The 22,296-nt window shown below is 64.0% G+C and carries 20 protein-coding genes and 1 other RNA gene; 1 reads left to right on the plus strand and 20 read right to left on the minus strand.

The genetic code is table 11. The features are described 5' to 3' along the window. Positions 1-60 precede the first annotated feature (60 nt). From ftsA to mraZ, 15 genes are all read right to left on the minus strand, one after another. Positions 61-1,368: a cell division protein FtsA gene (gene ftsA, locus AC3CB8_RS23345; RefSeq protein WP_023782702.1), complete on the minus strand. Its 1,308-nt coding sequence runs from the start codon at positions 1,366-1,368 to the stop codon at positions 61-63. Then, complete coding sequence (locus AC3CB8_RS23350; RefSeq protein ID WP_352563864.1) at positions 1,365-2,306, minus strand: cell division protein FtsQ/DivIB; 942 nt, start codon at positions 2,304-2,306, stop codon at positions 1,365-1,367. The genes ftsA and AC3CB8_RS23350 overlap by 4 nt, the downstream gene beginning before the upstream one ends. Beyond that, positions 2,294-3,220, minus strand: coding sequence for a D-alanine--D-alanine ligase (locus AC3CB8_RS23355; RefSeq protein ID WP_023769667.1), 927 nt, complete (start codon positions 3,218-3,220; stop codon positions 2,294-2,296). The genes AC3CB8_RS23350 and AC3CB8_RS23355 overlap by 13 nt, the downstream gene beginning before the upstream one ends. A 302-nt stretch (positions 3,221-3,522) precedes the next feature. Then, positions 3,523-4,488 (minus strand): UDP-N-acetylmuramate dehydrogenase, encoded by a 966-nt coding sequence (gene murB, locus AC3CB8_RS23360; protein WP_031251925.1) that lies wholly within the window; start codon positions 4,486-4,488, stop codon positions 3,523-3,525. Next, positions 4,485-5,885, minus strand: coding sequence for a UDP-N-acetylmuramate--L-alanine ligase (gene murC / locus AC3CB8_RS23365; protein WP_023769665.1), 1,401 nt, complete (start codon positions 5,883-5,885; stop codon positions 4,485-4,487). The genes murB and murC overlap by 4 nt, the downstream gene beginning before the upstream one ends. Continuing rightward, positions 5,882-7,009, minus strand: a complete 1,128-nt coding sequence (gene murG, locus AC3CB8_RS23370) for an undecaprenyldiphospho-muramoylpentapeptide beta-N-acetylglucosaminyltransferase (RefSeq protein ID WP_352563863.1) — start codon at positions 7,007-7,009, stop codon at positions 5,882-5,884. Before murG ends, murC begins: the two co-directional genes overlap by 4 nt. 1 nt (position 7,010) lies before the next feature. Next, positions 7,011-8,162, minus strand: a complete 1,152-nt coding sequence (gene ftsW / locus AC3CB8_RS23375) for a putative lipid II flippase FtsW (protein ID WP_015317209.1) — start codon at positions 8,160-8,162, stop codon at positions 7,011-7,013. Continuing rightward, on the minus strand, positions 8,162-9,562 hold the full coding sequence (gene murD, locus AC3CB8_RS23380) for a UDP-N-acetylmuramoyl-L-alanine--D-glutamate ligase (RefSeq protein ID WP_352563862.1): 1,401 nt from the start codon (positions 9,560-9,562) through the stop codon (positions 8,162-8,164). The genes ftsW and murD overlap by 1 nt, the downstream gene beginning before the upstream one ends. Positions 9,563-9,570: 8 nt before the next feature. Further along, positions 9,571-10,653, minus strand: a complete 1,083-nt coding sequence (mraY, locus tag AC3CB8_RS23385) for a phospho-N-acetylmuramoyl-pentapeptide-transferase (RefSeq protein WP_023769662.1) — start codon at positions 10,651-10,653, stop codon at positions 9,571-9,573. A 17-nt stretch (positions 10,654-10,670) separates the two neighbouring features. Beyond that, entirely contained in the window at positions 10,671-12,128 is a 1,458-nt protein-coding gene (locus AC3CB8_RS23390; protein ID WP_023782707.1) for a UDP-N-acetylmuramoylalanyl-D-glutamyl-2,6-diaminopimelate--D-alanyl-D-alanine ligase, read from the minus strand. Further along, on the minus strand, positions 12,125-13,579 hold the full coding sequence (locus AC3CB8_RS23395) for a UDP-N-acetylmuramoyl-L-alanyl-D-glutamate--2,6-diaminopimelate ligase (protein ID WP_352563861.1): 1,455 nt from the start codon (positions 13,577-13,579) through the stop codon (positions 12,125-12,127). The genes AC3CB8_RS23390 and AC3CB8_RS23395 overlap by 4 nt, the downstream gene beginning before the upstream one ends. Before the next feature lie 54 nt (positions 13,580-13,633). After that, complete coding sequence (locus tag AC3CB8_RS23400; protein WP_023769659.1) at positions 13,634-15,358, minus strand: peptidoglycan D,D-transpeptidase FtsI family protein; 1,725 nt, start codon at positions 15,356-15,358, stop codon at positions 13,634-13,636. Beyond that, positions 15,355-15,750, minus strand: a complete 396-nt coding sequence (gene ftsL / locus AC3CB8_RS23405; RefSeq protein ID WP_023769658.1) for a cell division protein FtsL — start codon at positions 15,748-15,750, stop codon at positions 15,355-15,357. Before ftsL ends, AC3CB8_RS23400 begins: the two co-directional genes overlap by 4 nt. Before the next feature lie 4 nt (positions 15,751-15,754). Further along, on the minus strand, positions 15,755-16,771 hold the full coding sequence (gene rsmH, locus AC3CB8_RS23410; RefSeq protein ID WP_352563860.1) for a 16S rRNA (cytosine(1402)-N(4))-methyltransferase RsmH: 1,017 nt from the start codon (positions 16,769-16,771) through the stop codon (positions 15,755-15,757). Then, positions 16,768-17,241, minus strand: coding sequence for a division/cell wall cluster transcriptional repressor MraZ (gene mraZ / locus AC3CB8_RS23415; RefSeq protein ID WP_352563912.1), 474 nt, complete (start codon positions 17,239-17,241; stop codon positions 16,768-16,770). Before mraZ ends, rsmH begins: the two co-directional genes overlap by 4 nt. 409 nt (positions 17,242-17,650) lie before the next feature. Here mraZ and AC3CB8_RS23420 point away from each other — a divergent pair, with 409 nt between their 5' ends. Further along, positions 17,651-18,766: a cystathionine gamma-lyase gene (locus AC3CB8_RS23420; RefSeq protein WP_023792186.1), complete on the plus strand. Its 1,116-nt coding sequence runs from the start codon at positions 17,651-17,653 to the stop codon at positions 18,764-18,766. Between the two features lie 190 nt (positions 18,767-18,956). Here AC3CB8_RS23420 and rnpB read toward each other — a convergent pair. The 5 genes from rnpB to AC3CB8_RS23445 form a co-directional block, all read right to left on the minus strand. Further along, positions 18,957-19,356: RNase P RNA component class A (gene rnpB, locus AC3CB8_RS23425), an RNA gene on the minus strand. A 65-nt stretch (positions 19,357-19,421) separates the two neighbouring features. Then, on the minus strand, positions 19,422-20,186 hold the full coding sequence (locus AC3CB8_RS23430; protein WP_023769653.1) for a lytic transglycosylase domain-containing protein: 765 nt from the start codon (positions 20,184-20,186) through the stop codon (positions 19,422-19,424). 211 nt (positions 20,187-20,397) lie between these two features. Then, positions 20,398-21,153, minus strand: coding sequence for a peptidoglycan recognition protein family protein (locus AC3CB8_RS23435; RefSeq protein WP_352563859.1), 756 nt, complete (start codon positions 21,151-21,153; stop codon positions 20,398-20,400). Beyond that, complete coding sequence (locus AC3CB8_RS23440) at positions 21,150-21,869, minus strand: J domain-containing protein (RefSeq protein ID WP_023769650.1); 720 nt, start codon at positions 21,867-21,869, stop codon at positions 21,150-21,152. The genes AC3CB8_RS23435 and AC3CB8_RS23440 overlap by 4 nt, the downstream gene beginning before the upstream one ends. 161 nt (positions 21,870-22,030) lie before the next feature. Next, positions 22,031-22,243, minus strand: coding sequence for a hypothetical protein (locus tag AC3CB8_RS23445; RefSeq protein ID WP_023769649.1), 213 nt, complete (start codon positions 22,241-22,243; stop codon positions 22,031-22,033). Positions 22,244-22,296 lie beyond the last annotated feature (53 nt).

Below are 22,296 nucleotides of genomic sequence, written 5' to 3' on the forward strand. Positions count from 1 at the left end.
CGTCCTTTGCCTTTCACGCCGCTTCGCCGCCGCGGCCGCCTATGGGGCTGTCCCCGTCAATTAGAAACTGTCTCTCAACCACTGACTCATGCGATGCAGTTTTCCACCCGTTCCGGTCATTCTGAGACCGGAAATGCCTTTCGCCGGATGGCTCTCGAAGCTCGCCATCTGCGGATAGATCAGAAGCCCGACCGCGGCCGAGAAGGCAGGGCCTTTCGCCGCTTCGGGCAGGCCCGCCACGCCGAGCGGGCGACCGATGCGTACATTGCGACCCAGGATGCGGCGCGCCGCTTCCGGCAGGCCGGCCAGCTGGCTGGCGCCGCCGGTGAGCACGACGCGCTTGCCGACCGCATTGCCGTAGCCGGACTTGTTCAACCGGTCGCGCAGGAGTTCGAGCGTCTCGTCGATCCGGGCGCGCACGATGCGCGTCATCACCGAACGCGGGATCTGCAGCGGCACGTCGCCATCGTCGCCGATCGGCTGGATCGAGACCAGGTCGCGGTCGTCGGCGCTGCCTGGCAACGCCGAGCCGTGCATCACCTTCAGCCGCTCGGCGGCATCGAGCGAGGTCGAAAGTCCCTTGGCCATGTCGAGCGTGACATGGTTGCCGCCGATTGCGATGGCGTCGCCATGGACGAACTTGCCTTCCGAAAACACCGAGATCGTCGTCGTGCCGCCGCCCATGTCGATGCAGGCGGCTCCGAGTTCCAGCTCGTCGTCGACCAGTGCCGCCAGCCCGCTGGCATAGGGCGTCGCCACCATGCGCTCGACCGACAAATGCGAGCGGTTGATGGAGAGCTCCAGATTGCGCATCGGCGCCGCATCGCCTGTCAACACATGCATGTCGACGCCAAGCGTGTCGCCCACCATGCCACGCGGATCGCGCACGCCACGCTCGGCATCGAGCGAGAAGCCGACGGGCAGCGAATGGACCACCTCGCGCTCGGCCTTGAGCGCCTGCTTGGCACCGGCGCCGAGCACGCGCTTGACGTCGGCTTCGTCCGCCTCGTGGCCGCCAAGATTGATGGTCGCCGAGAAGCTTTCGCTCTTCAGCCGGCCGGCGGTCATGTTGACGATCAGCGAATCGACCGTCAGCCCGGCCATCCGTTCGGCGGCGTCGACGGAGAGGCGAATGGCATGCTCGGCACGGTCGAGATCGACGATGACGCCGGACTTCACGCCTTGCGATTTCTGGTGGCCGATGCCGATGACCTGGATGCGATGCGAGCGGCCGCGCAGGAGCTTGCCGTCATCGTTCGGCTTGAGCTTGGCCACCATGCAGCAGACCTTGTTCGAGCCGACGTCCAGCACCGTCAGGGTGCCCGACCGGCGCGACGAGGCATCGCCAGAACCGCCAAGCCAGCTCATATCTTCGTCTCCGGCTTGCGCTTGAGGGTTTTCGGCTTCTCGTTGAGCGCGGCTTCGCGCTGCGTCGCCGCCTGCGGCGTCAGCTCCACGACCAGCCGGTCTGTCAGGCGCATGTCGACGGCGGCGATGTCGCGCGACAACAGCCCCTTGTCATGGTCCATCTTGACGAGTTCGGCGAGCGCCTGATCCTCGTCATCCTCGGGCAACTTGATCGTGATGCCGTTATCCAGCTTCAGGTCCCAGCGCCGTTCGCCAACGCGGACATAGCCTTTGATGCGGGCGGCGAGGTCGGGATAGTGTTCGATCCTGGCCAGGAAATCAGGCGCCTTGGCGGGCGCACCGGTGCCGATCAACAGCGGCAGGAGCACCTGCCTGCCGCCTGAGAACGGCACGATGACGGCGCCATCCTTCTCGATGACGGAGAGGTCGTTGCCCTGCTGCCAGAGCGCGAAAGCCGCACGCTCCTCGACTCGCACTTCCAGCGTGTGCGGATAGACCTTGCGCACCGCGGCAACTTGGATCCACGGCAGGGTCGCGATACGCTCCCGCGCGGCCTCGGCATCGAAGCCGATAAGCGACGTCCAGCCATCGAGTTCCAGCCTATCGAGAATGTCGATCTCCGAAGTCTGGCGGTTGCCGACCACCTTGACCTGGTCGACCGCGAAGCCGGTGCGGGCGGTGATGCTTTGAATGATGCCGTCGGCATGACCGCCGAGGTAGGCGCCATAGGCGCCACTCGAGGCCAGCAGCACCGATGACATGATCGCGGCGGAGAAGCGCGGCGCCTGGAATTCACCATCGCCCAGGCGCGTCATGATGCGGACCGGGCGGCGAAGCACGCGCGGCAGAACGAAATGGTCCAACGACAATGGCAGGCCGAACAGCGACGGCCCGGCCGCGCCCCTCACCTTACCCTGTCCCCATTTCAACGCAGACACGAAGCGTCCTCCACCATCCAACTCAACAATTCACCAAACGAATGCCCGGCATGGGCGGCAATTTCAGGCACCAGAGACGTCGGCGTCATGCCCGGCTGAGTGTTGACCTCGAGCCATACAACCTCGCCATTTTCGGAGTGACGATCGTCATAACGGAAGTCCGACCGGGAAACGCCCCGACAGCCGACAGCTTGGTGAGCCTTGAGCGCCAGTGTCTGTATTTTTTGGTAAATATTCGGTGAAACTTTTGCGGGGCATTCGTGTTTTGATCCGCCCGCGACATATTTTGAATCATAGTCGTAGAAGGAATGGCCCGTCGGGATGATCTCGCAGACGCCAAGCGCCACATCGCCCATGACGGCGCAGGTCAGCTCGCGCCCATGGATGTAGCGCTCGACCATGACGGTATCGCCATATTTCCAGTCGGACGACCCGATCACCTGCGGCGGGTGCGATTGCCCCTCCGACACGATGACGACGCCAAAGCTCGACCCCTCGCTGACCGGCTTGACCACATAGGGCGGCTTCATCGGATGCTTGTTCTGGATGGAGAACCGGTTGGCGACCTTCGATTCGGCAACGGGGACGCCGACCGACTTGACGATCTTCTTCGCCTGTTCCTTGTTCATGGCAAGCGCCGAGGCCAGCACGCCGGAATGGCTGTAGGGAATGCCGAGATATTCGAGGATGCCCTGGATGGTACCGTCCTCGCCAAAAGGCCCGTGCAACGCATTGAAGGCGACGTCAGGCTTGAGCTCGGCAAGCACCGAGCCGACATCGCGCCCGACATCGACGCGGGTGACCTGGTAACCCTCCTGCTCCAGCGCATCGGCACAGGCCTTTCCGGAAGAAAGGGACACGGGCCGCTCGGACGAGAAACCTCCCAGCAATACGGCCACATGCTTGCTTTTCATTCCCCGTCATCCCCTCTCACCGCGGACCAAAAACCCAAGATTTCCGCTACATTGAGTCCGAGTCTCCCGGCAGGTTGCCCCCCCAGACGGAAAACGCTGAAAACGCGTCGAACGACTCAAATCAGGAAACGCTTTAGGGCAGAGAATCAGAGAGTTGATTCACTGGCAAGCACTTATGATTCCGAGAGATTCACTTTCTGAGAAAATGGATCCGAAAGCCGTGTCGCTGAGTCTTTGCAGCAACTATTTCACGGCATTTCGATCCGGTTGAAGTTCACGCATCACGTGAACTTCAAGAGGCGCTAGAGAAGCTGGCCGAGGAACTCCTGGACGGCGTATCCGGAACGGAAATTGCCGATGCGCTTGATCTCCCACTGCAACCGGATGCCGGAATGCTCGAGCACCCGCGCACGCACCGTCTCGCCGAGGTATTCGAGGTCGTAGCCGGTCGCGGTTCCGGTGTTGATCATGAAGTTGCAATGCATCGGCGACATCTGCGCACCTCCGATCATCAGCCCGCGGCAACCCGCCTTGTCGATCTCCTTCCAGGCCGAAGTGCCTTCCGGATTCTTGAAGGTCGAGCCGCCCGTCTTCTCGCGGATCGGCTGCACGGTCTCGCGATGGTTCTGCACCGCTTCCATCGCCGCCTTGATCACCGCCCTGTCCTCGGCAAAGCCTTCGAAAACGGCCGAAGTGAAGATCAGCCCGGCGGGCGCCGCCGAATGGCGGTAGGCATAGCCCATCTCAGCATTGCTCAGCGTTTGGGCGTTGCCCGCGCGGTCGAGCGCCCGGACCTCGACGACGCGCTCGCGCGTCTCGACCCCGTTGGCGCCGGCATTCATCCTGAGCGCGCCGCCGATAGCGCCTGGAATGCCGTGATAGAAATGAAAGCCGCCAATGCCGGCCTCGAGCGCCACCGCCGCCATGCGCTTGTCTGGCGTGGCGGCACCTGCTTTGATCCTGATCGGGGAAACGATCTCGGCCTCGCCAAAGCCCTTGGCCGAAAGCCTGATGACGAAACCCGGAATGCCGCCGTCGCGGACCAGAAGGTTCGAGCCTACACCAACGATGGTCAAGGGTATCTCTTCTGGAACGGCTCTGAGGAAGGCCGACAGATCCTCCTCGTCCGCCGGCTGGAACAGCGCCTCGGCAAGGCCGCCAGCCCGGAACCAGGTGATCTTGTCCATCTCGGCATTCGGCGTGATGCGGCCGCGCAGGCCGGCCAGGCGGTCGCCAAGTCTGTCGATCAGGGCCTGGCCGTTCATCATGGGGCGGCAAGCTCCTTCGGCAGCGCATAGGCCCACTGAGTGATATTGCCGGCGCCGAGAAAGACGACGAAGTCGCCGGGCTTGGCGATGTCGCGGATGACGGGCGCGATGTCGGCCGGCCCCTCGATGTAGCGGGCGTCGCGATGGCCGCCGGCGCGGATACGTGACACCAGCGCGTCCGATGTCACGCCGTCCATCGGCTCTTCGCCGGCGGCGTAGACCGGGGCGACCATCACCGTGTCGGCATCGTTGAAGCAGGCGGAGAACTCGTTGAACAGATCATGCAACCGGGTGAAGCGGTGCGGTTGGGCAATGGCGATGACACGCCCGTTGGTGGCGCTGCGCGCCGCCTTCAGCACCGCCGAGATTTCGACCGGGTGGTGGCCGTAATCGTCGAACACGTCGACACCGTTCCAAGAACCGGTGTGGGTGAAGCGGCGCTTGACGCCGGCGAAGGACGACAGGCCCTTCTTGATCGCCTCGGCCGACAGGCCGAGTTCGTGCGCGACCGCGATCGCGGCGGTCGCGTTGGAGACATTGTGGCGGCCGGGCATCGGCAAGCGCAGGCCCGATATCGCCGTCTGGCCGCGCCCCTTGCGGTCGCGGATGATCACGTCGAACTCCGAGGTCGCCCCCGCCATGCGATGGTTGGTGAAGCGCACATCGGCCTGCGCGTTCTCGCCATAGGTGATGACGCGCCGGTCCTCGATGCGCCCGACCAGCGCCTGCACTTCCGGATGATCGGTGCACATCACTCCGAAGCCATAGAAAGGCACGTTCTCGACGAACTGGCGGAACGCTTCGCGCACATTGTCGAAATTGCCATAATGATCGAGATGCTCGGGATCGATGTTGGTGACGACGGCGATGTCGGCCGGCAGCTTGAGGAAGGTGCCGTCGCTCTCGTCGGCTTCGACCACCATCCACTCGCCATCGCCCATGCGGGCGTTGGTGCCGTAGGCATTGATGATGCCGCCATTGATGACGGTCGGGTCGAGCCCGCCGGCCTCGAGCAGCGTCGCCACCATCGAGGTCGTCGTCGTCTTGCCGTGCGTGCCGCCGATCGCCACCGCCTGGCGGAAACGCATCAGTTCGGCCAGCATCTCCGCGCGGCGCACGATCGGCAACAGCTTTTCACGCGCCGCCTTCAGCTCCGGATTCGACTTCTTGATCGCCGTCGAGACGACGATGACCTCGGCTTCACCGAGATTCTCCGCCTTGTGGCCGACGAAGCATTCGATGCCCTTGTCGCGCAGCCGCTGTACATTGGCGCTTTCGGCCTGGTCGGACCCTTGCACCTTGTAGCCGAGATTGTGCAGTACCTCGGCGATGCCGCTCATGCCGATGCCGCCAATGCCGATGAAATGCACGAGGCCGATGGTCTGCGGCATCTTCATGGGTGCGTCCCCTTCCTGAAATCCGATACTGTTTTGCGGGACGCAATAGCCTCTGTGAGGTCGGCGAGCAACCGCGCCGCGTCGGGCCTGCCCACCGACTTGGCCGCGGCAGCCATCGTCGCCAGCCGCTCCGGTTGGTCTATCAGGGCGCCGAGCAGTGCCGCGATGCGCTCGGGCGAAAGCGAGGATTGCACATGCACTTCGCCACCGCCAGCGGCCGCAAGCGCGGCTGCATTGGCCGCCTGGTCGTGGTCGAGCGCGAAGGGGTAGGGCACCAGCAACGCCGGCCGGCCGATGACGGCTATTTCCGACACGGTCGAGGCGCCGGAACGCGAGATTACAAGATGCGCGGCCGCTATGCGCGCCGCCATGTCGGTGAAGAACGGCGAGACCTCGACGGCGACTCCGAGCGCGGCATAGGCCGCCTTCACCCGAGCCACGTCGTCCGCGCGAGCTTGTTGGGTCATGACAAGGCGCTTGCGCTGTGCATCGGAAAGCAGCGCGATTGCCCCCGGCATGGCATCGGAAAAGAATTGTGCGCCCTGGCTGCCGCCGAACACCAGCAGGCGGAAGGGCTCATCCCCGGTTGAAGCAGCGTAAGGCGTCCTGGCCGCTTCGAGCACAGCCGGGCGGACCGGATTGCCGGTCGTCACCGTCTTGGCGCCGGCCGCGCTTTCATCCTGCGGCAGGAAGCCGCCGGCGATCGCGTCGACACGGCCGGCCAGCGCCCGGTTGGCGCGCCCCATCACCGCGTTCTGCTCGTGGATCAGCGTCGGCACCTTGCGCCGCGTCGCCGCGTAGAGCGGCGGCAAGGTCGGATAGCCGCCAAAGCCGACCACGGCCTCCGGCTTGATCCTGCCGACGACGGCGGAGGCCTGACGCACGCCGCTCCAGATTTTCCAGAAGGCGCCGAGCAGGGCAAAGGGATTTTTCGAGCCTAACGTCGCCGACTGGATCGGATGGACGGCGGCCGCCGGAAAATGGGCGGCAAACCGTTCGGCCCGGGTGTCGGTCGCCAGATGCACCGCCCAGCCGCGCTCGAGGAGTTCATGCGCCAGGGCTTCGGCTGGAAACAGATGTCCGCCGGTTCCGCCCGCGGCGAGAAGGATAACGCCTCTGGCCATGTCACTCCGCCGGCATCGCGCGCTGCGGCAGGGTAAAGCCCATCTGCTTGCGCTTTTCCGGCCGCTTGCGCGTCAGCGCCAGCACCATCCCCATTGAGATGGCGATGGCGATCTGCGAGGAGCCGCCATAGGAGATGAAGGGCAGCGTCATGCCCTTTGCCGGCACCAGTTGCAGGTTGACGCACATGTTGATCACGGCCTGCAGGCCGAACACGGTGACGAGACCGCCGACCGCATAACGGGTGAAGTCGTCATGCTCCTTGAGCGCCGTGTTGAGACCGCGCAGCACGATGAAGGCGAAGATCGACATGATGAAGAAGCACATGATCAGCCCGAACTCCTCGCCCGCGACCGAGAAGACGAAGTCGGCATGGCTGTCGGGGATGACACGCTTGACCGTGCCCTCGCCCGGCCCGACACCGAACCAGCCGCCATTGATCAGCGCATCGCGGCCCATGTCGACCTGGAACGTGTCGCCCTCGCCGGTGAGAAACTTGTCGATGCGCAGCGCGACGTGCGGAAACACCGTATAGGCGGCGAAGACACCGCCGACGCCGGCGGCGCCCAGCACGATGATCCAAAGCCATGGCAGCCCCGCCATGAAGAACATGATGCCCCAGGTGCCGGTGGTCAGCATGGTCTGTCCGAGGTCCGGCTGCGCCACCAGCAGCGACACGACCAGCACTAGGAGCAGCATGGCGAACAGATTGCCCGGAATGTCGGGCTGGCGCTTGTGTTCGGCGAACAGCCACGCGCACATGATGACGAAGGCCGGCTTCAGGAACTCGGACGGCTGGATGGACAGGCCGGCGAGCGACACCCAGCGGCGCGCGCCCTTCACCTCGACGCCGACATAGAGCACCGCCACCATGAGCACCAGCATCAGACACAGCATGATCAGCGACATGCGCCGGATCTGCCTGGAATCGAGGAAGGAGACCGCCAGCATCACGCCGAGCGCAGGCACGGTGAAGATGATCTGCCGGGTGGCGAAATGGAAACTGTCGAGGCCGATGCGTTCGGCCACCGCGGGACTTGCCGCGAAGGACAACACGATGCCGAGCCCCATCAGCGACAGAAACGCCGCCAGAAACCAGCGATCTATGGTCCACCACCAGGTTGCGACCGGACTTTTGTCGAGACGGCTCTGCATTATCGTGCCCCTCCGATGGGTTTGACGCCATCCATAGCGCTCGCAGCTTGCCTGAAGGCTTCGCCACGGACCTCGAAATTCTTGAACTGGTCGAAACTGGCGCAGGCCGGCGACAACAGCACCACCGCCTCGCCACTGTCGTCCTTGGCCGCGTCATGCGCGGCATGCTCGACCGCCGCCGCCAGCGTGCCCGAGATCTCGTAGGGCACGGCCTCGCCGAGCGTCGCCGAAAAGGCGGGCGCCGCCTCGCCGATCAGATAGGCCTTGGCGATGCGCGGGAAGAAACCGCGTAGCGGCTCGATGCCGCCTTCCTTGGGCAGGCCGCCGGCGATCCAATAGATGCGATTGAAGCTGGAAAGCGCGGGTGCGGCGGCATCGGCATTGGTCGCCTTGGAATCGTTGACGAACAGCACATGGTCCTTGCGGCCAACCTGCTCCATGCGGTGCGCCAGACCCGGGAAGCTTTCCAGCCCAGACTGGATCTCGCCAAGGTTGAGCCCGACCTTGAGGCAAGCCGCGACGGCGGCCAGCGCGTTTTGCGCATTGTGCTGACCACGCAGCGAGCCAATGCCTTCGAGGAAGGCAACCCGGCTGTAGCGGCCGTGCACGGCTTCCATCAGATTGGTGCCGTCGGCGAAATAGCCGTCGGTCAGCGGCAGGCGCTTGGAAATGCGGACGACCTGCCGCCCTGCCCGCTCCAGCCGATCGGCGATCTGCGCGCACCAGGAATCGTCGATGCCGATGATCGCCGTCTCGCTGCCCGCCACCAGCCGCTCCTTGATGGAAGCGTAGTGCTGCATGGTGCCGTGGCGGTCGAGATGGTCGGGCGTCAGATTGAGCAGGATGCCGGCCGTCGGATTGATCGAGGGCGCAAGGTCGATCTGGTAGGACGAGCATTCGACTACATACTGCCGGCCGGGCTTCGGCGGATCGAGCGTCATCACGGCACGACCGATATTGCCACCCATCTGCGTGTCGCGCCCGGAGGCTTGAAGAATATGCGCCGTCAGCGCCGTCGTCGTCGACTTGCCGTTGGTGCCGGTGATGGCGATGAAGGGAGCATCCGGCGCACGCTGCATCCGTTCCCTGCAGAACAGCTCGATATCGCCGATGATCTCAACGCCAGCCCCGCGCGCCAATTCCACGCTCCAGTGCGGCTTGGGATGGGTCAGCGGCACGCCGGGCGACAGCACGAAGGCGGAAAAACCGGCCCAGTCGGCGCTACGCAAATCGCCGGTGGCGATGCCGGTCGCGGCTGCCTTGGCGACGCTGCCGGGATTGTCGTCCCAGGCCAGCACCTCGGCTCCGCCCTCGATCAGCGCGCGCGCCGTGGCGATCCCCGAGCCGCCGAGCCCGAAGAGCGATACACGCTTGCCTGCGAAGGATGCTGCGGGGATCAAGTAGCGGCCTATCTGAGCTTGAGGGTGGAAAGGCCGACCAGCGCCAGGATGACGGCGATGATCCAGAAGCGGATCACCACCTGGCTTTCGGTCCAGCCGAGCTTTTCGAAATGATGGTGGATCGGCGCCATCAGGAACACGCGCTTGCCGGTCATCTTGAAGTAGCCGACCTGGATGATGACCGAGAGAATCTCGACCACGAACAGGCCGCCGACGATGACGAGCACGATCTCGTGCTTGGTGGCGACGGCGACCGTGCCGATCAGGCCGCCCATGGCCAGCGATCCGGTGTCGCCCATGAAGATCGCCGCGGGCGGCGCGTTGAACCAGAGGAAGCCGAGGCCGGCGCCGATGACCGCGCCAAGCACGACCGCCAGTTCACCTGTGCCGGGCACGAAATGGATCTGCAGATATTCGGCGAAAACCGCGTTGCCCGAGAGATAGGCGATAACGCCAAAGGACGCCGCCGCGATCATGATCGGCACGATCGCCAGGCCGTCGAGGCCATCGGTCAGGTTCACCGCATTGCCGGCGCCGACGATGACGAAGCAGGAGAACGGAACGAAGAACCAGCCCAGGTTGATGATGAATTCCTTGGCGAAGGGGAATGTCAGCGACGACGAGAATGGCGCCTGGCCATTGTGCATGATCGCCCAGGCGGCGATGCCGGCGATAGCGAATTCCAACGCAAGCCGCGCCTTGCCGGAGAAGCCGAGATGCGACTGCTTCGTCACTTTCAGATAGTCGTCATAAAAGCCGATCGAGCCGAAGCCGAGCGTCACCAAAAGCACCACCCAGACATAGATGCTGGACAGGTTCGCCCACAATAGCGACGAGCCGATGATGCCGGACAGGATCATCAGTCCACCCATGGTCGGCGTGCCTGCCTTCTTGAAATGGGTCTGCGGCCCGTCGGCCCGGATCGGTTGGCCCTTGCCTTGCCTGAGCCGCAGCGAATTGATGATGGTCGGCCCGAAGATGAAGACGATCAGCGCGGAGGTGATCAGCGCCCCGCCGGTGCGGAACGTGATGTAGCGGAAGACATTGAAGACAGAGACCTTGTCCGCGAAATCGACCAGCAGTGTGAACATGCGCTTTCGTCCCCCGACTAGGTCTGGTTGCTTGTTGTCGTTTCAGCCGGGAATTTGCCCAGCAGCGCATCGACCAGTTTTGCAAAACCGATGCCCTTCGACGATTTGATCATCACCACGTCGCCCGGCTTCAGCGCGGCGAGCAGCACCGGCTTCAACTCCTCGACACCGGAGCGGTATTCCGTCCTGATATCCTCCGGCAGCGCTTCCGCCAGCGACCGCATTTCCGGGCCGCCGAGAAAGACTGTCCGCGTGCCCGTGCCGACGATGAGATCGGCAAGCGCGGCATGCAGCTTGGCTGAATGATCGCCGAGTTCGAGCATGTCGCCAAGCACGGCGATGCGCCTGCCCTCGCCCGTCACCGGCGTCGCGTTGAGCAGCGCCATCGCGGCCGCCATCGAGGCCGGATTGGCGTTGTAGCTCTCGTCGATCAGCGTGATCGAACCACCGGCCTGGCCCGAAATCGGGCTCCCGGGATGCCTTAGCACGTGGCGCTTGCCGCGCCCGCGCTCGGCCGAAAGATCGGCCAGCGCCAATGCAACCTTGTCGAGATCGGCGCCAACCAGATGCGCGGCGCCGAGCACCGCCAGCACGTTCTGCACCATGTGCCGGCCGGGCGCGCCGATACGGGCGATCATATCGTGGCCGCTGATCCTGGCGGCGATGTCGGAATGGTCGGCATGCAACTCACACTTGACCAGCTTGAAGGTCGAGCGCGCATTCTCGCCGAAGCCAAGGATATGCTCGACGCCGGCAGCCCGTGCCATCCTGTCCAGCAGCTTGAAACGCGCGTCGTCACGGTTGAGGACGGCAGCACCATCGGGCTCAAGGCCCTCGAAAATCTCGGCCTTGGCCTGGGCGATCTCGTCCAGGTTGCGGAAGAAGCCAAGATGCGCGGCCGCGATCATGGTGACGATGGCGACATGCGGCCGCACCATCTTCACCAGCGGCCGGATCTCGTTGGGGTGGTTCATGCCGATCTCGAACACGGCATAATCGCAATCGGCGGGCATGCGCGCCAAGGTCAGCGGGACACCCCAATGATTGTTGAAGGACTGCGCCGAGGCATGCACCTTGCCGACGGCCGAAAGCACGTGGCGCAGCGCCTCCTTGGTCGTGGTCTTGCCCGCCGAGCCGGTCACCGCGACGATCTTGGCTTGCGAGCGGCCGCGTGCCGCGACGCCTAGCTTTTCCAGCGCGACCAGGACGTCGTCGACGACAATGATCGGCGCGGTCAACCGACCAAGTGAGGGCAGCTTGCCTTCTGCCACCACCAGCACGCCGGCGCCGGCCTTGATGGCCGCGGTGACGAAGTCATGGCCGTCCATCGCCTCGCCCTTGATGGCAAAGAAAGCGTCGCCCGGCTGCAGGCTGCGGCTATCGATCGAAATGCCCGATATGCCTTCGGGCATGGGGCCGAGCGGCCGCCCGTCCGTGGCGGCAACCAGCGCTTCCGACGTCCACAGCAAGCTCATGCGGCATGCTCCCGGAGCGCGGTGCGCACTTCCTCGTGGTCGGAGAAATGCAGGGTTTCCGAGCCGATCGTCTGGCCTTCCTCATGGCCCTTGCCGGCCACGATCAGTGTGTCGCCGGCATGCAGCATGGCGACAGCCTCGTGGATAGCCTTGCGCCGGTCGCCGATCTCCATGGCGCCGGGCGCGGCCTCAAGAATGGCGGCGCGGATGGTTTCGGGCACTTCCGAGCGCGGATTGTCGTCGGTGACGATGACGACATCGGCAAGCCGTGTCGCGATCTCGCCCATGATAGGTCGTTTGCCACGATCGCGGTCGCCGCCGCAGCCGAAGACGACCATGACACGGCCGGTGGTGAACGGACGCACCGAGGCTAGCACGTTTTCGAGCGCGTCGGGCTTGTGTGCGTAATCGACATAGACCGGCGCGCCGCTCGCCGTGGTGCCGACGAGATCGAGCCGGCCCGGCGCGCCTTTCAATTTCTGCAATGCCGCCAAGGCTTTGGTGACAGGCATTCCAGTGGAAATGGCAAGCCCCGCCGAAACCAGCGCATTCGCAATCTGGAAATCGCCAGCGAGCGGCAGGTCGATCTCGTGGATCACACCGTCGGCCTCGACCTCGGCACGCTGGCGATGACGCTCATGCTCGACCCGCTTCAGCCTTAGGAAATCGCCATGGCGGCCGACCGTCAGCACGTCGAGCCCGGCGGCCCGCGCTGCCTTTATCGTCGGTTCGGACCACGGATCGTCGGCGAAGACGATGGCGGGGGCGCCCTTCGGCAGCAGCGTATCGAACAGGCGCAATTTGGCGCGATGATAATCCTCGATCGTCGGATGGTAATCCATGTGGTCGCGGCCGAGATTGGTGAAGCCCCCGGCCGAGAGCTTCACCCCATCGAGGCGGCGCTGGTCGAGCCCGTGGCTGGAGGCCTCCATGGAGGCGTGGGTAACGCCGGCATCGGCCAATTCCCTGAGCAACCGGTGCAGGGCGACCGGATCGGGTGTCGTCAGCGAACCATATTCGTTGCGGCCGGGCGCGACCACGCCAGTGGTCCCGATCGAGGCGGCGGCGTATCCCGCCTGTTCCCAAATCTGCCTGGTGAAGGCGGCGACCGAGGTTTTGCCGCTGGTGCCGGTAACCGCGACCATGGTTTGCGGCTGTTTGCCGAAGTAGCGGGCGGCACTCAACGCCAGCGCTAGGCGCGGATCATCGACCGCCAGCACCGGAACCGGCAAATCGGCAAGGGCGCTGCCTTTGCCGACCACGATCATGGCGGCGCCACGCCGGGCCGCGTCGGCGGCGTAGCTCGCGCCATCGGCCTTGGTCCCGGCAAGCGCGAAAAAGACGACGCCCGGTTTTACCTGGCGGGAATCGGACGAGATGCCGGTAACCTCCAGATCGGCGGAAGCTGTTCCTTCGACTGGCAGGATACCGGCTAGATCTTTGAGCTTCATCGAGTCCCGTTCACCGCAACAAAATAGCGCGCAGTTGCCGGCGCGCCCTAAGAATCACTGATAGGAAACCAGCGTTGCACCATTTTCATGGCTGAAATCTGGCTTCACGCCAAGCATGGCCGCTGAACGCCTGATAATATTGCCGGCCATAACCCCGGCATTGTTGGCGGCGACGTCGGTCATCCCAGGCTTTTCCGGATGCGGGGCGTCGGCGATCGTGAACACCAGATATTGCGGATCGTCCATCGGAAAGGCGGCGACAAAGGTGTTGAAATTCAACTCCTTCGAGTAACGGCCGTTGATGACCTTCTCGGCCGTGCCGGTCTTGCCGCCGACGCGGTAGCCGGGAACGCGGGCGTTTCTGGCCGAACCCTTCTCGGCGTTGAGCGAATAGAGGTAGCGCATGCCCTCGACAGTCTTTTCGGCAACCACTTTCTTGGCCGCCGCCATCGCGTCCTCTTGGCTGCGGACCAGGAATGTCGGCTGCATAAGGAAGCCGCCATTGACCAGCGCCGCGCAGCCGACAGCCGCTTGCAGCGGCGTCGTCGACACGCCATGGCCAAAGGCGATGGTGAACGAATTGACCTGCTTCCAGACTTTCGGTTCGGTCGGGCGGGCGACTTCAGGCAGTTCGGTCTGCATCTTCTCCAGGATGCCGAGGCGATGCAGGAATTCGCGGTGCGCCTCGATGCCGACCAGCTCTGCTTCCCTGGCCGATCCGATGTTGGACGAATAGAGGAACACCTCCGGCAACGACAGCACACGGTTCTTGCCGTGGAAATCGTGGATGGCCTGGTGGCCGACGCGGATTGGATGCGAAGCGTCGAAGCGGCTCGACATCGTCGCCTTGCCGGAATCGAGCGCCATGGCCGAGGTGAAGCTCTTGAATGTCGAGCCCATTTCATAGAGCCCAGCCGACATCCGGTTGAGCCGGTCCTTGTCCTGCGCATTGTAGGGGTTGTTCGGATCGAAATCCGGCACCGAGGCCATGGCCACCACTTCGCCGGTCTTGACGTTGAGCACGACAGCGCCCGCGCCCATGGCGCGATAGCGTTCCAGGCCGGCGGCGATCTCGTCGCGCACCACATGCTGGATGCGCAGGTCGATCGAAAGCTTCACCGGCCTGAGATCCTTCGCCACCGCCAGGCCCGACGCCTGCAGGTCGCTCAGGCCCTGCTCATCGATATATTTCTCCATGCCGGAGATGCCCTGGTTGTCGATGTTGGTCAGGCCGACAACGTAGGACGAGGTTTCGCCGCTTGGATAGAAACGGCGCTTTTCGGTGCGGAAGCCAAAACCGGGAATGCCGAGCTGCATGATGTCGGCCTGCTGCTTGGGCGTCAGCTGCCGCTGCAGCCAGACGAAGCCGGCGCCGCTCTTCAGCTTGTGATAGGTCTGCTCGTAGTCGATTTCGGGCAGCACCGTCGACAGCTTCTCGATCGCCTCGTCGGCATCGACGATGCGGCGCGGCTCGGCGAACAGCGACGCCGTCTTGATGTCGGTGGCCAGCACTTCGCCGTTGCGGTCGACAATGTCAGGCCGCGAGGCGGTCACCCGGCTCTGCGGGCCGCCCGACAGGTCGGGTGTCTGGAAACCGAGATAGACCAGCCGCCCCGATATGGTCGAGAAGATGCCGAAGAACACCGCCATCGTCATCACGATGCGCGCCTTGCCCTTGCCGCCAGTCGCCTTGCGGGCGCCTTCGACCACGATCGATCTTTCCTCGCCCGTCCTGGCGCGGCTTACCGACGCGAAGCGCTTCAGCAGTTTGCCGATCATTGGGCAATATCTCCGGTCACGACGGGATCCTTGTCGCCTGAAGGCGCCTTGTCGGAATTGTCGGCCATGGCGCCCTGGCGCCCGTTCAGGATGTCCTGGATATCGAGGGCCTTGGCCGGCAGGTCGCCCAGGCCCACGATCTGGCGGGCACTGACCGGCTCCAGCGCGAGCTGCGCTTTATAGAGTTCGGCCAGCTTCTGCAGGCGCGACGGCTGGGTGAGCAGGCTCCAGTCGGCTTTGAGCAGGTCGATCGTGTCCTCCTCGTAACGTATCTCAGCGTGGATCTTCTGCACGGCCGCCAACTGGTCCTCGGCCTCGCGCTTGGCCTTGTAGGTCAGGGCGGCCGCCGAAACCATGACGGCGATCAGGACTATGTCGCTGGTACGAAACACGTGCTTACCTCTCCCCCGGCCGGTCGATGCCGGGAAGCTTTGGAAGGCCGAAAATCGAAAAATCGTCGCCCCGCGCCGGAGCCTCGGTGCGGATCGCGGCACGCAGCCTGGCCGAGCGGGCGCGTGGGTTGGCCGCAACCTCGGCGTCGCCTGCGGTCACCCCGCCACCAGCCTTGCGGAATGTCGCGGTGCGCGCCTGCGCCTCCGGCATGTGGCGCGAGCCGGTCATGGCCTCGGCGCGGTCGGCGATGAAGCGCTTGACGATACGGTCTTCCAGTGAATGGAACGTCACCACGGCGAGCCGTCCACCAGGCTTCAGCACGCGTTCGGCCGCGAACAGCGCCCTGGCCAGTTCGCCGAGCTCGTCATTGACGAAGATGCGTAGCGCCTGGAAGACGCGGGTCGCCGGATGAATCTTGTCCTTCGGCGCGCGTCCGATATGGGTTTCGATCGCATCAGCGAGTTCCAGCGTGCGCTCGAATGGCCGTTTTTCCCGGCGCGCCTCGATCATGCGGGCGATGCGGCCGGCGTGACGCTCTTCGCCGAGGAAGCCGAAGATGCGGGCAAGGTCGCCCGGCTTGAAACTGTTGACGACATCGGCAGCACTCAGGCCCGCCTGCGCCATGCGCATGTCGAGCGGTCCGTCGCTGCGGAAGGAAAAGCCACGCTCGGCCTGGTCGAGTTGCATGGAGGAAACGCCGATGTCGAGCACGACGCCATCGGCGCTTTCTACCTTGTCGTCGAGCGTCGAGAACGGCGCCTGCACCAGCTTCAGCCGGCCGCCGGATTGCGCCTCGAGGTCGCGCCCGGCCGCGATCGCATCTGGATCGCGGTCGATGGCAATCACGGACGCGCCCGTCGCCAGGATGGCCTTGGTGTAGCCGCCGGCGCCGAACGTGCCGTCGATGACGATGTCGCCCTCCGCCGGCGCCAGCGCTTCCAGCACTTCGCCAAGCAGGACCGGAATGTGGCGGACCGATCCGCCAACGGCGTTGACATCATCGCCGTGGTCCACCGTCATTCCGGTCGCTCCCCAGCCTTGGCCTCGTGAGCCTTCGTCCCCTGCCGAAGCTGCAAAAGCCTGGCACGCGCCTGCGCCCCATAGGTCGCTAGCCGTCCCGGCTCCCAGATCTGAAAGAAATTGCCGCGCCCGACAAAGGCCACCTCCGCGGAGATGCCGGTATGTTCGCGAATGAAATCGGTCATGGTGATGCGGCCGTCCTGGTCGAGTTTCAGGAACGCTCCGTCGCCATGGCAGAAGAACGACATGTCGTCCGCGGTCCGCAGGAACGGGTCTTCCTGCGCGATGCGTTGCTCGTAGCGGTCGAGCAGATCGAGCCCGCCGACATCCATCGCAGGCAGGTCCAGGCAACGCAACGCGTAAAGTTCCGAATAGCCGCGCTTCTGCACCACGGCACGGAAATGCGCCGGCACGGACACCCGCCCCTTCACATCGATCCTGCTCACCGTGTTCGACAGAAACCGGTCCATCACACGTTGCGGCCGCCTGCGCAGCCGCACCCCTCTTCATCGTGTCGTACGCGCCACCGCAGCGCTGCGTCTGCCCCGCACCAACCCCGTCCACACGGGCGAAAATCCGCAAACGCGCAGCCGCCGCGGCTGCCCGATTGGCGTACGCTTTACCCTGACGCGGAACGAAGGCTTTGATGTCGAAATGGGATACCATGGGGCACTATGGGCGTCAACGGGAATAGGGCTTCGCAACCATGCGCATCACGCCCGTGAGAAAGGCTATGACGGCACGTTTCGTCTTTATGGTCTATTAAGCCTAACGAACCGTTTAGAGCCTCGCTGGTCCAACTGGAGATGCCTTGCCGCGAGCCGCGGCCGGGCATAGCGTCTCCCCCATCTCACCGATCGCCAAGGGATTTGAAACTCGATGTCTGAAACTGCCAGATCGCGCGCCGCGGCCCTTCCCCATTTGCGTCGCAGCGGGTTTGCCATGGGCGATTCCATTCCCCTGCCACTGACCATGGCCGCCATCTTTCATGCACCGGGCGATGCCACCGGCTTCAATCAGTACGGCCGTTTCAGCAACCCGACATGGGATGCCGTCGAACACATGTTGTCCCATTTGGAAGACGCGCCCTGCGTCGGTTTTCCCTCGGGAATGGCAGCGATCTCGGCGGCATTCTTTGCCGTGCTCAAGGCTGGCGACCATGTCCTGCTGCCTTCGGACGGCTATCACACCACCAGGGCGCTGGCTGATCGCTTCCTGAAACCGCTCGGCGTCTCCTACGATGTGCGGCCGACATCGACTTTCCTCGACGGCGGTTTTGCGGGCTACCGCCTCGCCTTCGTCGAAACGCCGGCCAATCCGGGGCTGGACATCTGCGATATCGCCGCTGTCGCCGATGCCGTCCACAAGGCCGGCGCGCTGCTGGTGGTCGACAACACGACGATGACGCCGTTCGGCCAGCGTCCTCTCGATCACGGTGCCGATATCGTTGTCGCCGCCGACACCAAGGCACCCAATGGCCATTCCGACGTGCTGTTCGGACATGTTGCCAGCCGCAATGCGGATATCATCGCAGCCGTGACCGGCTGGCGCGAGGTCTCGGGCAGCATCCCCGGGCCGTTCGAAGCCTGGCTGGTGCATCGCGGCCTGGAAACATTGGATGTGCGCTTCGACCGCATGTGTTCGTCGGCGGAAGTGATCGCGCGGCGCCTGCAAGGCCATCGGGCGATCAACGGCTTGCGCTATCCCGGCCTGGAAGGCGATCCCTCGCACAATCTTGCCCGCGCCCAGATGGAGCGCTTCGGCTTCCTCATCTCCTTCGAACTTGCTTCGGAGCAGAAAGCCGAGGACTTCATCAACAATTGCGACCTGATGCAGGCCGCAACCTCCTTCGGCGGCGTCCACAGCTCGGCCGAACGGCGCTTGAAGCGAGGTGACGCGGTTCCGGCTGGCTTCGTTCGCCTGTCGGTCGGTTGTGAGCCGGTGGAAGAACTCTGGAAGGCGATCGAGGCCTCGCTGGACAGGATCAGCGACTGAACGGGCTGATCACGACCCGAGGTCGTCGGCTTCGATGTTGCGATGGCCGTGCAGCACGCGAAGTATTCGATCACATCACCGCGGGCCCGATCCAAGGTGAGATATTCGCCGACAATCAGATGGCGTATGCCGGGCGCTATGGCGCAACCTTCCGGTCCCAAAGGCTTAATCCCAGATGTCGTGGAGAGAAACTGCCAGCTGGCCTGTAAGCCGGGTTTTGTATGGCCCTCGCCCCTTGCGACGCGAGAACGTGGCGGCCATTCATCTTGGGCGCATGTTGCCATGCGCCTCACGCAACCTACCCGGACGGTGGGCCGGAAACAGCCCTCGAGGGTTTCCCCTCGCACCGCCCCTATTCGGTCTTGCTCCCGGTGGGGTTTACCGTGCCGCTCCTGTTGCCAGTCGCGCGGTGGGCTCTTACCCCACCCTTTCACCCTTACCCCGACAAAGTCGTGGCGGTTTGCTTTCTGTGGCACTTTCCCTGGGGTCGCCCCCGCCGGCCATTAACCGGCACCGTGTTTCCATGGAGCCCGGACTTTCCTCACCCGCGGCCTTTCGGCGTTTGCGGGTGCGGCCGCCCGGCCAGCTGGCAGGGCGTATAAAGGGGTTAACACCGCAAAACGCAACCGAAAAAGCCAGCCGTGGTCGGTTCTTATCAAGCCGGTGCCCCGACAGCCGCCAACTGAACCTTGACCTTACTGCAATAGGCCGCCGAAACCGGGTTCATGCGGGTGGCGCCATGGCCGGCATTGTATTTCAGGATGGTGCCGCAGGTCGTGCCGCCGCCGAGGTCGCGCGCCATGGCGAGATACTTCATGCCGTATTTGATGTTGGTGTCGGGATCGAACAGGCCCTTGGCCGACCCGCTGTAACCCATCATGCGCGCGGTTGCCGGCTTGATCTGCATCAGTCCGATCTCGCCGGCGCCGCCGACCATGTTCGGCCGGTAGTTGCTCTCGATCTTGATCACGGCCTGGGCCAGCGACGCCGGAACCCCGTAGGTCGCCGCGTATCGGCCGACAATCGCGGAATACTGGCCGCCGCTCGTCACCGCCTCGGTCGCCGCAGCGACGTTGCCGAGACCGATCGATGCCGTCGTCGTCATGTCCACGGTTTTGCGGCCGCGCTTTGCCTGCCTCTGGACGGAGGATTTCCCTGCTTTGGTCCAACTAGCCTTGGTCCCACTTGCCTTGGTCCCACTTGCCTTGGCCCAGCTTGCCTTTTCCACTTTCGCGGAAGCCTGCTTCGTCGTCGCCTTCGCACTCTTGCTGCTTTTGGCCGAAATGGCCTTGCCTTTGGCGGATGCCGCGACGAGACCCTGGTCGGCCCGTGGACTTAACGGCGCGGCGTCTGCCGCACTGAAGGCAAAACTCATTACCCCGGCAGCAAGAGCTGCCGTTAAACCGGTCAATTTCTGCATGTGATCCTGTTCTGTTGGGGCCACGCGAAGATGTTCGCGTGGCATCGCTTGATCAATATCGGAACACCCGGGGGATGGATGTCCGACAAACTGTACGAAACGCCCTTTGAAGCCCGATTTGGCGTCAATGAAGGCGAGGCAAGTCACTTTCAGTGACAGTTTGTAACTTTATGACCGGGAAGGATTACTTGGACCGGCTCTTGACCTGAGGTCAATTCCTCACGGAAGCAAGCAGTTTCTGCAGCGTGCGCATCGTCGAGCCGTCGGCGATTCCATCGATCCGGCGCGGTCGAAAATGCCGTTGAAAGGCCTCGACGACAATTCGTGTCCGCTCGTCGAAAACGCCCGATATCTCGACGCCATAGCCATAAAGCGACAGCATCGACTGCAGCGTCTCCACATCGGCACCGCGGTCACCGGGCTTCAGCGCGGCTCCGCGCCTGACGGGAGCGGCCGGCACCAGATGGCCGACGCCAGCCTCGAACAGTGCCGCCCAGGGGAACTTCTCGCCGGGATCGATCTTGCGCCCCGGCGCCACGTCGGAGTGCGCCAGCACCCGCTCGGCGGCGATCGCGTGCCGCGCGGCAATCCCCTTGCACAGCTCGATGACCACCGCGATCTGACGTTTCGGAAAGCCGGGATAGCCGAGTGAATGGCCGGGATTGACGATTTCGATGCCGACCGAGCAGGAATTGATGTCGGTGCGTCCGAACCAGGAACTCTGGCCGGCGTGCCACGCGCGATCGCTTTCCCGGACCATCTGCACGATGTGACCATTCTCGTGGACGAGATAATGCGACGAGACTTCACTCGCCGGGTCGCACAGCCAGGCTTCGGCCCCAGCCCCGGTTGCCATGCCCGTGTAGTGCAGCACAATCATGTCGGGCTTCTGCGCATCGCGCCTTGGCCCGAAATTCGGCGATACCCTGACCTCGGCGTTCGGCTCATCGGGCAGGAAGCCGCTCATGCGTGCCGCAGGCCCCGCTCGATCATCTCGTAGGCGGCGTTGATCGCCGCGACCCTGGTCGTCGCGATCTTGATGAATTCCTGCGGCAGCCCGCGCGCGATCAGCCTATCCGGGTGGTTGTCCGACACCAGCTTGCGATAGCGTTTCCTGACCTCCTCGAACGGCTTGCCCCGCTCGATGCCGAGGACGAGATAGGGGTCGCCGGCACCAAGATTGACGTGCCGCGCCATGATCGATTCGTAGTGCGTCTCGTCGATACGGAAGATCTCGGCGATACGGTGCAGGAAGATGCCTTCGCGCTCATGCACCAGCCCATCGGCCTTGGCGATGTGGAACAGGCCGTCGAGTATGTCTTCCAGCATCACGCAATTGGAGTGCCCGGAGCCGCAGAGCTGCGCCATGCGCTCGGCATAGGTTTCGAAACCGGCGACGTCCCGCTGGGCCAGATCGAACAGCCGCGCGACGTTGCGCGTCTCCTTCGGCGGCACTTCGAAGATTTCCTGGAAGGCGCGCACCTCATCCTGGGTGACGATGCCATCTGCCTTGGCCATCTTGGCCGACAGCGCGATCATCGCCACAGAGAAGGCAATGCGGCGGCGCAGGTCTGCATCGCCGGAGAAAACCGTGCGCACAGCTTCGACCACGTCGGCGACGCCTGATGTGGTTGACGACGAAACCCGCGTGATGAAGTCGCCGAGGCGATCCCAAATCGACATGGCCAGCTTCATAGAGCCAACCGGTCCCCGCTATCAAGCCATTAACGGCCTCTCTTTTTCGGGCCCCTGACCAGAGACGATCGACGGTCCCGAGCGCGGTCTCCACGAGAAAAGGCCGGCATGAAGCCGGCCTTCCTCCCAAGACACTTACTGCTTACAAACTACTGCGCGGGCGCAGGAGCGGGCGTTGCCGGAGCCGGCTCGGCAGGCTTGGTCGAATTATCGGCCGGGGCCGCAGGCTTCATCGGCTGCTCGGCAACCGGCGGATTGGTGCTCTGCGTTGTGGTGTTGTCAGTGCCTTTGCCGCTGTCGCTGCAGGCCGCGACACCCAGCAGGGCAAGGGCGGACACCGAAGCAAGAATGAGCTTTTTCATTACGTCTCTCCTTCAACACACGTTCACGTTGCGGTGAACGGTCGAAGGAGAAA

The sequence above is a fragment of the Mesorhizobium sp. P160927 genome (genome assembly GCF_057766385.1).